The 12,996-nt window shown below is 59.9% G+C and carries 12 protein-coding genes; 8 read left to right on the forward strand and 4 right to left on the reverse strand.

Translation table 11 applies throughout. The features are described 5' to 3' along the window. Nucleotides 1-74: 74 nt before the first annotated feature. The gene (locus HL658_RS03450) at nt 75-230 is read right to left on the reverse strand and encodes a hypothetical protein (protein WP_180280468.1); all 156 of its coding nucleotides are present in this window, start codon (nt 228-230) and stop codon (nt 75-77) included. A gap of 226 nt (nt 231-456) precedes the next feature. Here HL658_RS03450 and HL658_RS03455 point away from each other — a divergent pair, with 226 nt between their 5' ends. The 7 genes from HL658_RS03455 to HL658_RS03485 all read left to right on the forward strand — a co-directional run bounded on the left by HL658_RS03455 (nt 457) and on the right by HL658_RS03485 (nt 9,514). After that, on the forward strand, nt 457-1,482 hold the full coding sequence (locus HL658_RS03455) for a DMT family transporter (RefSeq protein ID WP_425485313.1): 1,026 nt from the start codon (nt 457-459) through the stop codon (nt 1,480-1,482). 31 nt (nt 1,483-1,513) lie between these two features. Continuing rightward, entirely contained in the window at nt 1,514-2,389 is an 876-nt protein-coding gene (locus tag HL658_RS03460) for a hypothetical protein (RefSeq protein WP_180280470.1), read from the forward strand. Between the two features lie 36 nt (nt 2,390-2,425). After that, nucleotides 2,426-2,887 carry an IS1096 element passenger TnpR family protein gene (locus HL658_RS03465; protein ID WP_180280471.1) on the forward strand — a complete coding sequence of 154 codons (462 nt, stop codon included), beginning with the start codon at nt 2,426-2,428 and terminating at the stop codon, nt 2,885-2,887. A 109-nt stretch (nt 2,888-2,996) separates the two neighbouring features. Next, nucleotides 2,997-4,487 (forward strand): type I restriction-modification system subunit M, encoded by a 1,491-nt coding sequence (locus HL658_RS03470; RefSeq protein ID WP_180280472.1) that lies wholly within the window; start codon nt 2,997-2,999, stop codon nt 4,485-4,487. Next, nucleotides 4,477-5,700: a restriction endonuclease subunit S gene (locus tag HL658_RS03475; RefSeq protein ID WP_180280473.1), complete on the forward strand. Its 1,224-nt coding sequence runs from the start codon at nt 4,477-4,479 to the stop codon at nt 5,698-5,700. The genes HL658_RS03470 and HL658_RS03475 overlap by 11 nt, the downstream gene beginning before the upstream one ends. 24 nt (nt 5,701-5,724) lie before the next feature. Beyond that, entirely contained in the window at nt 5,725-8,769 is a 3,045-nt protein-coding gene (locus tag HL658_RS03480) for an HsdR family type I site-specific deoxyribonuclease (RefSeq protein ID WP_180280474.1), read from the forward strand. A 4-nt stretch (nt 8,770-8,773) separates the two neighbouring features. Next, nucleotides 8,774-9,514 (forward strand): M48 family metallopeptidase, encoded by a 741-nt coding sequence (locus HL658_RS03485; RefSeq protein ID WP_180280475.1) that lies wholly within the window; start codon nt 8,774-8,776, stop codon nt 9,512-9,514. Nucleotides 9,515-9,574: 60 nt separating this feature from the next. On the opposite strand, the gene HL658_RS03490 is transcribed toward HL658_RS03485, so the two are convergent. Both HL658_RS03490 and HL658_RS03495 read right to left on the reverse strand, forming a co-directional pair. Then, the gene (locus HL658_RS03490) at nt 9,575-10,090 is read right to left on the reverse strand and encodes a hypothetical protein (protein WP_180280476.1); all 516 of its coding nucleotides are present in this window, start codon (nt 10,088-10,090) and stop codon (nt 9,575-9,577) included. Between the two features lie 149 nt (nt 10,091-10,239). Beyond that, the gene (locus HL658_RS03495; RefSeq protein ID WP_180280477.1) at nt 10,240-11,571 is read right to left on the reverse strand and encodes an ATP-binding protein; all 1,332 of its coding nucleotides are present in this window, start codon (nt 11,569-11,571) and stop codon (nt 10,240-10,242) included. 298 nt (nt 11,572-11,869) lie between these two features. On the opposite strand from HL658_RS03495, the gene HL658_RS03500 reads away from it, so the two are divergent. Continuing rightward, nucleotides 11,870-12,442 carry a recombinase family protein gene (locus HL658_RS03500; RefSeq protein WP_180280478.1) on the forward strand — a complete coding sequence of 191 codons (573 nt, stop codon included), beginning with the start codon at nt 11,870-11,872 and terminating at the stop codon, nt 12,440-12,442. A gap of 366 nt (nt 12,443-12,808) precedes the next feature. Here the strand turns inward: HL658_RS03500 and HL658_RS03505 are convergent, their stop codons facing one another. Further along, nucleotides 12,809-12,982, reverse strand: a complete 174-nt coding sequence (locus HL658_RS03505; protein ID WP_180280479.1) for a hypothetical protein — start codon at nt 12,980-12,982, stop codon at nt 12,809-12,811. Nucleotides 12,983-12,996: the final 14 nt, after the last annotated feature.

Consider the following 12,996-nt stretch of genomic DNA (forward strand, 5'->3'; position numbering starts at 1 on the left):
TTGCGATTGTGATATCATGCAAGCATTAAGTTTCAGGATGGATCGGTTCCGACAGATTGTTGCTCTGGGTTGTGTCACCCCTCTCGGGGTTGCCGATTCCTGGCCAATCGCTCGGAGTGTTCGACCAGGGTTGCCGTGGAGGCCAAAGCCACGATGTTCTTGGCATTCTCGATGGCCAATACGCTCTGGAGGCTCTGGCCGAATCGATCCGCCAGTTCCTCCAGGGTCATCCCCGATTGATCCGACTCCTCCTGATCCACCCGGACGGCCTTGGTCCTGGGTCATTCATCCCTGGCCGACTTTCTCGGAGAGCCCGCCACTCCAGTTGCCTTCAAATCCGGATTTTGTAGGCAATCGATGGGCTGGACAGCGTTGGGCATCTCCATCAGGTTCAGTCGGGCGGACGTTTCCAGCTACCGGACAGGCGAAGTTCCTATGGCACAAGCAGGTTCGGCGATGGCCATTCTGGCCGCGGTGCTCTTCGGCATCAGCACGCCGCTGGCGAAGCTCTTGGTCCACGACCTGTCGCCCTGGATGCTGGCGGGCCTGCTGTATCTCGGCTCCGGGATCGGCCTGGGGTTGGTTCGGCTGGCCCGTGGGCTGTCGGCCTCGCAGGAGCGGAACGAGCGGAGCATCCACGGCATCGAGTGGTTCTGGTTGCTGGCCGCTGTATTTGCCGGTGGTGTCGCCGGGCCGGTGCTGCTGATGTTCGGCCTGACGGCGACATCGGCATCGACCACCTCGCTCCTGCTCAATCTGGAAGGGGTGTTTACCGCTTTGCTGGCGTGGTTCGTCTTCCAGGAAGGCTTCGACCGGCGGCTCGTTGCCGGAATGGTCGCCATCGTGGCGGGAGCAGTGGTGCTGTCCTGGGGCGGAACGGTGGACATTGTCGGTGGTTGGGGGCCGGCCGCGGTCGTCGCCGCCTGCCTGATGTGGGCGGTGGACAACAACCTGACCCGCAAGGTCTCGCTGGCAGATCCTGTGGACATCGCCACCATCAAGGGGTTGGTTGCCGGCAGCGTCAATGTCGGCATCGCCTCAGCCCTTGGCGATGGCCTGCCCGCCGTGCCAACCGCAGCGGCGGCGATGCTGGTCGGGCTGCTGGGCTACGGCGTCAGCCTCGTGCTGTTCGTGATCGCCCTGCGGCACATTGGCACCGCCCGCACCGGGGCCTATTTCTCGACGGCTCCCTTCGTCGGAGGCATCGCCTCCCTGGCGATCTTCGGAGAGCCTGTAACGGTCGGGCTGGCCGCGGCGGCGGTTCTGATGGGGCTTGGCGTCTGGCTCCACCTGACCGAGGACCACGACCATGAGCATGTCCACGACGAGATCGAACACGATCACCCGCACGTCCATGACGAGCACCACCGGCACCATTACGACGGCCCGGTAACCGAGCCGCACACCCACAAGCATCGTCACGGACGACTACGGCACCGGCACGCCCACTTCCCCGACGCCCACCACGTCCACACGCACTGAGGCGTGGGCCAAACCCACAGCAGGAGCCCAGATGGGAAGCGTCGCCGACAAGATCGCCCGGAAGGTGGCGACCCAGATCCGGTCGAACGTCATCGACCTGTCCGCGTTTCGGGCGAGCCGGGAGCGTGCCGTTGAGGCGGGCCTTGACGGCAGCCGCTTCAAGGACCTTGTCGAGCAGGGTTACGACCCCGCCTTCGCCTTCTACGCCCAGGGGCTGACGCTGGCGTCGATGTTCGCCGAGGCGATCTCCGCCATGCCCGAGGCGAAGGGGTACGCCAAGGCGGTGGCGAAGGCGGAGGATGAGTACGTGCCGGACGGGCCGCCGATCAGCCCGCTGACGGCGAGCTATTTCAACATGTGGGCCTTCTTCGACCTCCAGTTCGGGGCCAGCCGGGAAACCATGGGGACCTGCATCCTGCGGGTGGCGGAGACCACCGGCATGCCGGCGTGGATCGCCGACATCGTCCAGCCGATGCAGGAGTCCCGCATGGGGTTCTACGTCCACATGGGCCTGGACGGCCCGCTGGTACTGTTGAAGGACATCGTGACCGGGCAGATCCTGCGATGCCATTCGGCGACGGGGTATGCGGGAGAAGCCGGCCAACTCTGGTACACCCGCCTGCTGCCGCCGCCGGTCCCGAACATCGGCCACCATGTGGTCATCACCACGCCTTACGTGGTGCTGGACGGGAAGGAGCAGCGGTTCCTGGACTACATCGGCCGCGAGGTCGCCCGAATGACCGCGGCCGGCGGCCGGAAGGCCGTGGACGCCGACACCCTACTGAAATTCGGCCCGACCGCCAATCACTGGAACGAGTACATCTTCCTCGCCTACGTCAATCACCAGCCCGACGCCATCTTCCTGGCCGGCGTTCCCGACATCCGGGAGAGTCTGCCGCAGGCGTGACGCGGCGGGCCGCCGCACCGACAGGAGAGCAACGTCATGGCCGAAGCCGCCATCCACATCGTCCGGGCCGCTCTTCGGCCCAAGCTCTACCGGGACATCGAGATCCCGAGCGACCGCTCCCTCTACGACCTCGCCGAGGCCATCGTCCGGGCCTACGCCTTCGACCTGGACCACGCCTTCGGGTTCTTCCCCAAGCTCACCGGCCACATCTACGACGCCAAGCCCCGCTACGAACTCTTCGCCGATATGGGGGCCGACATGGGCGAGGGCGGCGACTCCCTCAGCGTCAAGAAGACGACGGTGGCCCAGGCGTTCCCGAAGGTCGGGAAGGCGATGACGTTCGTGTTCGACTATGGGGACGAGTGGCGGTTCCGGGTCGAGGTTCTGGCCCTCGGCGAGCGGGAGCCACGCAAACGCTATCCCAGGGTGGTCGCGTCGGTCGGCAAGGCCCCGCCCCAGTACCCGGACCTCGACGAGGATTTCGACGAGGAGGAGTGAGCCGACCGCCCTGCCGCAGCCCCGCCTCCGGTCAACGCCGTTGCCTGCCGCACCCGGTCTGATAGAGTGCCGCCGCGTTGCACACTTTTGAAGAGACGTTGGGCTTGCGATGGCCGTTCTGACCCTGGACCAGCTTGAATCCCATCTGTGGAAGGCCGCCGATATTCTCCGGGGTTCCATCGATTCGTCGGACTACAAGCACTACATCTTTGGGTTGCTGTTCTACAAGCGGCTCTGCGACGTGTGGGAGGAGGAGTACGAAGAGCGGCTGGCCAAATACGGCGACGCCGCTCTGGCCGCCGACCCGGACGAGCACCGCTTCCACATCCCCGAGGGACGGTTCTGGAAGGATGTGCGGACGCACACGACCAACATCGGCGAACAACTGAACGCCGCGTTCCACGCCGTCGAAGACGCCAATCACCGCCTGCGAGGCGTCTTCCAGGACGTGGACTTCAACAACAAGGAACGGTTCCCCGACGCATCGCTTGAGAAGCTGCTCCAGCATTTCGAGAAGCATCGCCTCCGCAACGCCGACGTGGAGCCGGACGTTTTGGGGCAGGCGTACGAATACCTGATCGAGCGGTTCGCCGACGATTCCGGCAAGAAGGGCGGCGAATTCTACACGCCGAAGATGGTGGTGCGGCTGCTGGTGGAGTGCCTGCGACCCGAGGAGGGCATGTCGATCTACGACCCGACCTGCGGATCGGGCGGCATGCTGCTGGAAGCCTTCCACCATCTGGAGCGGCAGGGCAAAAACGCCCGCAGCCTGACCCTGTGCGGGCAGGAGAAGAACCTGAACACCTGGGCCATCGCCCAGATGAACCTGTTCCTGCACGACATCGACGACGCTGACATCGCTCGCGGCGACACGCTGCTCGACCCGAAACATCTGACCGGCGGCAGCACCAAGGCCATCCGCACCTTCGACCGGGTGTTGGCGAACCCGCCCTTCTCCCTGAAAGCCTGGGGTCATGAGGTCTGGAGCACGGGGGACAAGTTCGGCCGCGACCGCTACGGCTGCCCGCCCAGATCCTACGCCGACCTCGCCTTCGTCCAGCACATGGTCGCCAGTCTGAAGCAGGACGGCATGCTGGGTGTGGTCCTGCCCCACGGCATCCTGTTCCGCGGCGGGTCCGAGGGCCGCATCCGCGAGGGCCTGTTGAAGGACGACATGATCGAGGCGGTCATCGGCCTCGCCCCCAACCTGTTCTACGGGGCCGGGATTCCCGCTTGCATCCTGATCGTCCGCAAATCCAAGCCGAAGGACCGCCGGGGAAAGGTGCTGTTCGTCAACGGGGCCGAGCAGTTCATCGAGGGCAAGGCCCAGAATCACCTGTCCGACGCCAACGTCGCCACACTCGCTGAAGCGTATCACGACTACGCCGACGTGGACCGGTTGGCCCGCGTGGTGCCGATGGCGGAGATCGCCGGCAACGACCACAACCTTAACATCAGCCGCTATGTCCACCTGACCGAGGAGGAGGAGGACCTGGACGTTGCCGAGGAGGTCCAGAAGCTTCTGGACCTGCGGGAGCAGCGGGACGCCGCCGAGGCAAAAATGCTCAAGCTTTTGAAGGGTCTTGGGTATGTCCCGTGAGCTTCCTGAAGGCTGGACAGAAGCCAAGCTAGGTGAACTATGTCGGAACGACAATGATCAGGTCCCGGTTATCCCTAGTACCGTCTATAGTTTGATGGGAGTTCGGTGGTATGGAAACGGAACACATCTCCACGCCGAGATGGAGGGAAAAAAACTCGCCACCAGCAGCCTGAATCAAGTGAAGGCAGGGCAGATTACCTACAATAAAATGTGGGTTTCGAAATCTGCTTTTGCGGTTGTGCCGAAGGAGCATGACGGACTTTACGCAACGAGCGAATATCCGACGTTTACAATAAAAAGTAGAACTATTATATCGGAGTACGCTCGGTATTACATGAAAATTGACGAATTTCGAGAAAAGGCTGTTCAGCTTTGTCGAGGAACGACGTCTCGAGCACGTCTCAGTCCGAAAGATTTTCTCAAGCTGTCCATTGCCATCCCTCCACTCTTGGAGCAACACCGCATTGTCGAGATCCTGTCCAGTGTGGATGAGGCAATCGCGTCCGCAAAGTTGTTCGTTGAACAGGCCCGCAAGGTCAAGAAGAGCACCGTAGAAAGTCTTCTGTCCAATGGGATCGGGCACACTCAGTTCAAAAGCACAAAAATTGGGAGCGTTCCAAAGTCGTGGAAATTGAAGTCGATAAAGGATTTGTGCAGACTCACAAATGGAAATGGATTTCGCCCATCAGATTGGACGGACCGCGGTCTGCCAATTATCCGAATACAAAACTTGAACGGATCTCGTGATTTCAACTACTTCTCAGGAAATCCAAAGGACAAATGGATAGTTGAACCCGGCGATCTCCTTTTTTCTTGGGCAGGAGTCCGTGGAGTATCTTTTGGTCCTCGTCTTTGGGACGGCCCTCGTGGCGTCCTCAATCAGCATATCTTCAAGGTGCACCCCCATTCTGAAGTTAACAAATTTTGGCTGTATTTTGCAATGATGCTCGTCACTGCTCGCATTGAAGCAAAGGCTCATGGCTTCAAAGCGAGCCTGCTTCATGTTCATAAATCAGAAATCACGGAGCAGATGGTTGCTGTACCTCCGCAAGCAGAGCAGGAGGAGATTGTGCGTCACCTTGACGCTATGTTCGAAACGGAACGCTTGTCTATGGACTACTTGATCCGCCTGGAAGCAATGAGGGCCGCTCTTATGCCTGACCTCCTAACTGGTCGGAAGCGGGTGTTCATCAACAAATTAGCCGCCGAGTAGGACACCAGAGCAAGGAGACGCAGCGTGGCCCAGGGCATGGAATGGCACCTCGCCGAGCAACCCGCCATCGCCTGCCTTGAGGCCATGGGCTACCGCTTCGTCCCGCCGGAGGAGCACGCCGCCCTGCGGGACGGCGAGAATCAGGTGCTGTTCCGCCCCCGCCTTGTCGAGGCCATCCAGCGGATCAACGGCGTCTCCCTGGCCGACGCCCAGGCCGCCTACGCCGACCTCCTGTCGGTCACCGACAACGAACGGTGGCTGGCGATCCTCCGCGGCGACTTCAGCCGGCCGGTGCAGGGGGAGGCGACGCGGCGGACCCTGCGGGTGGTCGATTTCGCCGACCCGGCCAACAACCGGCTGACCGTCACCCACCAGTTCCGCGTCAAGGCCGAACGGACCCGGATTCCCGACGTGGTGGTCCACCTGAACGGCATCCCGGTGGTGGTGATCGAGTGCAAGAGCCCGATCAACCACAAGGACAAGACCGGCGAGGCGTTCGACCAGATCCGGCAGTATGAGCGGGACATCCCCCGGCTGTTCCTGTCCAACGTCTTCAACATCGTCACCGACGGCACCAACTGCCTCTACGGCTCCACCGGCAGCCCCTCGAAGTTCTTCGCGGCGTGGCGGGACCCGTGGCCCCGTTTGGCGTCCGACTTCACCGACGAATTGTCCAAGGGGCTGTGGTGCCTGCTGGAACCGCCCCGCCTGCTCGACCTGATCGCCCACTTCGTGGTGTTCGAGAAGACCGAGGAGGGCGTCGTCAAAAAGATGTGCCGTTACCAGCAGTTCCGGGCGGTCAACAAGATCGTCGAGAGGGTGGTGGAGAACCGGCACCGCCAGGGGCTGGTCTGGCACACCCAGGGGTCGGGCAAGTCGCTGACCATGGCCTTCGCCGCCCTGAAGCTGAAGACCCACCGGACGGTGGAGTCGCCCGAACTGACCAACCCCAACATCCTGGTGCTGACCGACCGGGTGGACCTTCACACCCAGATCAGCGGCACCTTCACCGCCTGCGGCCTGCCGAACCCGACGCCGGTCGAGAGCATCCGCGATCTGCGGACGTTGATGGACGGCCGTACCGACGGGTTGATGGCTCTCTCGACCATCTTCAAGTTCCAGGGGGCTGACGAGCCGGTTACGAACTCCGCCAATTGGATCGTCATGGTGGACGAGGCCCACCGCACCCAGGAAAAGGGCCTCGGGGTGTTCCTGCGGAAGACTCTGCCCGACGCCCGCTTCTTCGGCTTCACCGGCACGCCGATCAAGAAAGATGCGGACAAGCGGGATACCTACGCCAACTTCGGCGTGGTCGGGGAAGGCTATCTCGACAAGTACGGCATCGACGACGCTGTGGCCGACGGGGCGACGGTGCCGATCTACTACACCGGCCGCAAGACCGACTGGCACATCGACGAGGCCAAGATCGACATCCTGTTCGACCAGTGGTTCGCCGACCTGCCGGACGACAAGCTGGCCGAACTGAAGAAGCGGGGCGTGACGGTCGCCGATCTGGTCAAGCACCCGAAGCGGATCGCCCTGATCGCCTACGACATCTGGGCCCACTTCAAGGAATACGCCCGCCCCGACGGCTTCAAGGCCCAGGTCGTCGCTTTCGACCGCGAGGCGGTCATCCTCTACAAACGGGCCTTGGATGCCGTCATCGCCGCTGATTTGGCCGATGAAGATCTGGCGGCCGGGGGCATGTCCGCCGCGGAGGCCCAGGCGATGGCGGCGGACATGTCCGCCTGCGTCTACTCGTCATCGCAGGAGGACGGGAAGCCGAGCGAGGACGCATACACCCAATCGATCCGCGACGACCTTGTGGCCCACTATCTGGACGACAAGGCCGAGATCGCTGTGAAGAAGGCGTTCGGCAGGAAGGGCGTCCGGCCGGACTTCCTGATCGTCTGCGACAAGCTGCTGACCGGGTTCGACGCCCCCGCCGAATCCGTCATGTATCTCGACAAGCCGCTGAAGGAGCACGGCTTGCTCCAGGCCATCGCCCGCACCAACCGGGTCGCCGATGCCCGCAAACGGAACGGGCTGATCGTCGATTATATCGGCGTGTCGGCCCATCTGGACAGGGCTCTGGCCTCCTACCGGGCCGACGATGTCCGCAACGCCATGCGGGACCTGGACGACCTCCGCAACCAGCTTCGAGCCGCCCACGCCGCCGTGCTCCACATGATGAAGGGGGTGAAGCGGGCCGGTGGGCGGCCGGGCAAGGACAGCCTGAAGGCCGAGTTCGACCAGCTTGTCGCCCGGCTGAAACCCGACGAGACCCAGTGGATTGAGTTCCGCAACAAGGCCCGCGAGTTCATCGGCCTGTACGAGGCCGTTAGCCCGGACCCTTGCGTGCTGGAGTTCACCGCCGACCTGAAATGGGTGGCCCTGTTCCTCCAGTACGCCACCCAGGTCATCGAGAAGCGGGAGGCGTTCGACCAGCGGTCATACAGTCGCAAGATCCGCGACATGCTGGAACGCCACCTCGACGCCACCGGGCTGAGCGTGACGGTGAAGCTCCGCCACATCACCGACCCGGAGTTCTGGGAGGATTTCAAGGTCGAGGGCAAGACCGAGGACGACCTCAAGACCGCGGCGATCCGCAAGACCACCGAACTCCGCAAGGTCGTCTACGAGCGGCTGGGCCAGAACGCCCACCAGTACGGCAAATTCTCCGACCGGCTTCGGGAGTTGCTGGAGAAGTTGGAGGGTGCCCAGCTTTCCTGGGCCGACACCCTGAAGATGGCGGAGGACCTCGCCAAGGACCTGGAGGCCGAGGCGACCGCCCATGAGGACGCCGGGATGTCGCAGGGGGCCTACGGCATCCTCCAGGTCCTCCTGGCCTTCGACGCCGGTGAAGGAGCGGACGGGCTGGCGGAGCGGATCGCCACCCTCTACGAGGATGATGCGACCGCCCCGCGGCTGTGGCAGGAGAAGGAGGGGCTGCGGCGGTCGCTGCGGCAGCAGGTCCGCGGTTTGGCCCACGAATTCGGCCTGGGGAACCTCAAGGAGGTCTCCGAGCAGGTCGAGGAGTTCGCCCTCAAGCAGTTCGCCAAGGTCTGATCCCATGCCCATGCTGACGGTCGGCAGCGTCGAGATCCCCTATGTCCTGCGTCGCTCCGACGCGGCGACGCGGGCACGCATCACCGTCACGCCGGACAGCGTCGAGGTGGTCGTGCCCTCCGCCGCCACCGAGGATGAGATTGCCGGCGTGCTCCATCGCCGCCGGGCATGGCTGTACGAGCAGACCCGCCACATGGCCGAGCGGATGGCCCGCTCCAACGCCGTCCGGAGGTTCGTCAGTGGGGCCAAGATCCCCTACCGCGGCCGGCTCATGCGGCTGCGGGTGGAGCCGAGCGACGACACGCTGGTGAGTGTCGCCTACCGCAACGGTTTCCTGGTGGGTTGCCCGCGGTCCCTGGCTCCCGCCTCTCACGACGACCTGATCGAGTCGGCCTTGCGGCTGTGGCTGAGGAAGCGGCTCCGCCAGGATGTCGCCGACCTCGTCCGCCGGCACGGCGAGCCGAACGGGCTGACGCCCAGGGATGTCCGGGTCAAGGACCAGAAGCATGTCTGGGGAAGCTGCGGGATCGACCGTGTCGTGAACCTGAACTGGCAGTTGGTCTTCGCCCCCCGGACGGTGCTGGAATACGCGGTGGTCCATGAACTCTGCCACCTGCGGCACCGCACCCATGACCGGTCCTTCTGGGGGCTGGTCGGAACCATCCTGCCGGACTGGGAGGCCAGGAAGGCATGGCTGGACCAGAACGAGCATTTCCTAACGCTGCGACGTGTGGAGCCGACGTGATGACCAAACGGCGACTCCTACTCCAAATTTTGCTGTTCTGAAAACCGTCGTCGTTTAATTTTATTCCCCCAGAAGTACAGAAAAGAATGCTTGATTTCGCTTCTTAGCGTTCTCGATCAGTGTGTCATAACCAAAAGCTTGTATCATGATCTCTTCATGGTCACGGTACCGGAAGAAAATTTTCGGGTTCCAATCATTCTTGAAATCATACATGCGTAGCACTTTAACCAAAGTCGGTGTGTGGTCAGCGATGATAAACGCGAAACGTCTCACTGCACCTACAAAAGAAAAATGCGATCCATCGGTTTTGCATATGCCGCCACTCTCCGTGGCTTTCTCCAGGGTTTGTATTACCTGAAGAACGGGATCATTCTTCGTATTGCCAAATTGGTAGTCGTCTCGCCTTGGCTTTTTAAATTCTACAATCGTGATTGTCGTGCCATCATTATCTCCCAAGACCAAGCTATCGTCGAAGAATGCAATGTCAGTGATCTTATCGCCCTTCCTCCTTCCGCCGCCATGCATTGTGCGGTCGCTCGAAATATACGGTAGAAACGCAATCGCGTCGTCAATCATCCACAAATTATGCTGGAAATAATTGGTCGTTAGGCTATCATTGAATCTCCTGAATATAAGTTCGTGTATCACGTCCTCCGGTGCTCTTTCACCGTTCGTTCCAAATTTTCGAGCGGCTTCTACAAGCTCAATGACGCTTTTTCGATGAATTACATATTCGGCCAGAGCTTCTTTTTTGTTGCATCAAGCTTCCCAGCAAGTTCCTGAATTCTCTCTTTGTAGTTCTCAGGGCTGTTGGCAGCCAGTGCGATTTCTTTGGATAGGTCGACGGACGCACGATATCGTTCGATTGCCAGATCAGACACGAATTGCTCCGCCTTCCAATTGTTTGGCTTCGATGCGACGTAATCTTTTATGGATTTTCCTTTAAGTCCAAGCCGTAGTATCGGATTTTCACGCAAAGCTACGTCGAGATCTGTCGACTGGCCATACTTTATCTTGAGAATCTGCTCACTTTCTGTGTTCTGAATAATATTACTGATCTCAGTAACGATGCTCTCTATCGTCTTTGGAGAAAGATTCAAGCCGGTGCGGGAATCATTCAGCCTTGCTTCGAAAGCAGGACTGCTTACCACAGCCACAACAATGTATTTTTGATTTCCTTCATCAATGAAGTGAGGCTCGCCGAGCTTATTTGTCAAGTCCCGCGGATAACCAACGATTCGATCTGCCGCCGAAAACAAAAGACAATGATTCTTAAACGATCTAGTTTTTGTTATATTGGACAAAGAATATCGGAGAATCTCAGCGGTTCCATCAATATCGCAACCCACTTCTCCAGCACTCGACTGAACGAAAACCGATTTGAAGTGTCCCGTTACGCTTGTTGGCTCCTCATCATCAAACTGTATGGTGATATTTGGCAGCCACCCGTAAAGAAAATTTGGGAGAAAATGACTGCCAATCGCGTCGGCTACGTTGTCTACGCGGAGTTCTCTGACCAAGTCATGCCAATTCAGCAAAGGATAGTCATATTCAACGCGAACCCCAGTGTGAGAAAATTCCGGCTCCACTGCTATATGATGAAACTCTTTGGCTCGTGAAATGTCAAACCGAAAGCACCTTATTTTTTCATCAACGAAAAATTTGTATCGGCTGCTATAAATGGACCGTGCAAACACTTTGAAAGCAATGAAACGGCCAAAACCTCTTCCGTGTTGGCTCAGCTTGTACCCAGAAAATGGTGTCTTGAATGACCGGTAATTTTCGTCATCAAGGCCGATGCCATTGTCCGTGACGGTGATCTTCAGCTTTGAAGGATCATTCGGGCTGGTGAAACGAATTCGAATCTCACCTAGGCGGGCCGCCTCTCCATCGTACAAGGCTTTAATACCGTGCATTGCGTTTGAGACGGCCTCAAACACCGGCAAAAGAAAATTTTCGAGGTTAGTTGACAGGTGAGTCCGCGACAGGACGGCTTGCATATCTGGTTTTACTAGTTCATCAGCAGCCTCCATGGCGTTGGCTTCGCTCGGGCTCACAACATACTCCAATATGCGGTCGTCTTATGCTCCAGGCATTATCGTCCATATGTCATGTCGGCAGTCAACCTCCACGTATCGAAGGGGCTATATAAATCCATTGGGGTCGTCGCGTGAAGTTGACATCAGGTTTCGGCAGGGTTTCGTGGGGGTGTTTAGTCCCCATCGCGTATAGCGGGCGGTGTCACATGGCCCTACTCATGTGGAACTCGCAGCCAAAGTTCCTCTAGGGTCCAGTTGACAATTATGGAACTCGTGGTTCACTGACTTAAGGAACCATGTGGAACTGAGGCCGGAAATGTTGGTCGGATACGCCCGAACCTCGACCGTTGATCAGATCGCCGGATTTGAGGATCAGGTAGAGCAACTCAAGCGGCTCGGGGCCGAGCGGATTTTCTTCGAGCAGGTCTCCGCAGTGGGAGCACGGCCGCAGTTGGAGGCTGCCCTGGATTTCGTCCGGGATGGTGACGTCATGATCGTTACCCGGTTGGATCGGCTCGCACGATCCACAAAGCATTTTTGTGAAATATTTGAGCGTCTGGAACATAAGGGTGTGAAGCTGCGGGTTCTCGACCTGGGTATCGACACGGCCACGGCGACCGGCAGGATGGTCGCCGAGGTAGTCGCAGCAGTGGCCGGCTTCGAGCGGCGGCTCCTGTTGGAGCGGCAGCGGGTCGGCATTGCCGCAGCCAAGGGCCAGGGCAAGTACCAGGGCAAGTACCAGGGCCGACCCCCGACGGCCCGGCGGCGATTCCCGGAGGTCATCGAACTCCGCCGCACTGGCATGCTGCCTTCCGAGATCGCCACCCGGCTCGGGATTAGCCGGTCGTCGGTGTTCAGGGCTCTGCGGGAAGCCAAGGTGACAGCCTGATTGTCCCGGCAGGTAAATACCTCGGATGCCGTTACTGGCGACAGCAATAACGAGGAGAGGACATGAAGGTCATAGATATTGCCAGGACGCGACCCACACAGGATCATTGCCACCTCATCAACCTGCGACTCGACCTGCTGGATTGGCATCGGTTCCGGACATTCTCCGATGGCAATGAGGAAATCGTTATCCTCAAAGCCGATCAGCACGGTGAGCAGGTCGCTGTCCAGTGCGGATGTCGTTCGGCTGAGATATCGAAACAGCTTGAGGACGCATGGAGTTAAGAGCACGGATCTAAACCTGCCTATGGGTGAGGCACATCAACAGCTTAAGAGAACTGTAAGCGGCCGGGAAACGCCCCTGAAGCTACGCGGGGCTATTGTCCTTGTGTAATTTCCTGTTACTGGATTTTGGCTTTGACGGATCAGGCTCGGGGACTTTGGCCTGTTGGATCGCTTCCTGTGCGGCGACACGGGCCAGCAGCCTAACTATCTGGAACAGCTTTTCCTGCACACGCGTAGGCAGTTCGCTGGCGGTCATGGGATTCCCCTTCA

The sequence above is a fragment of the Azospirillum oleiclasticum genome (assembly GCF_013423485.1).
Lineage (GTDB): Bacteria > Pseudomonadota > Alphaproteobacteria > Azospirillales > Azospirillaceae > Azospirillum > Azospirillum oleiclasticum.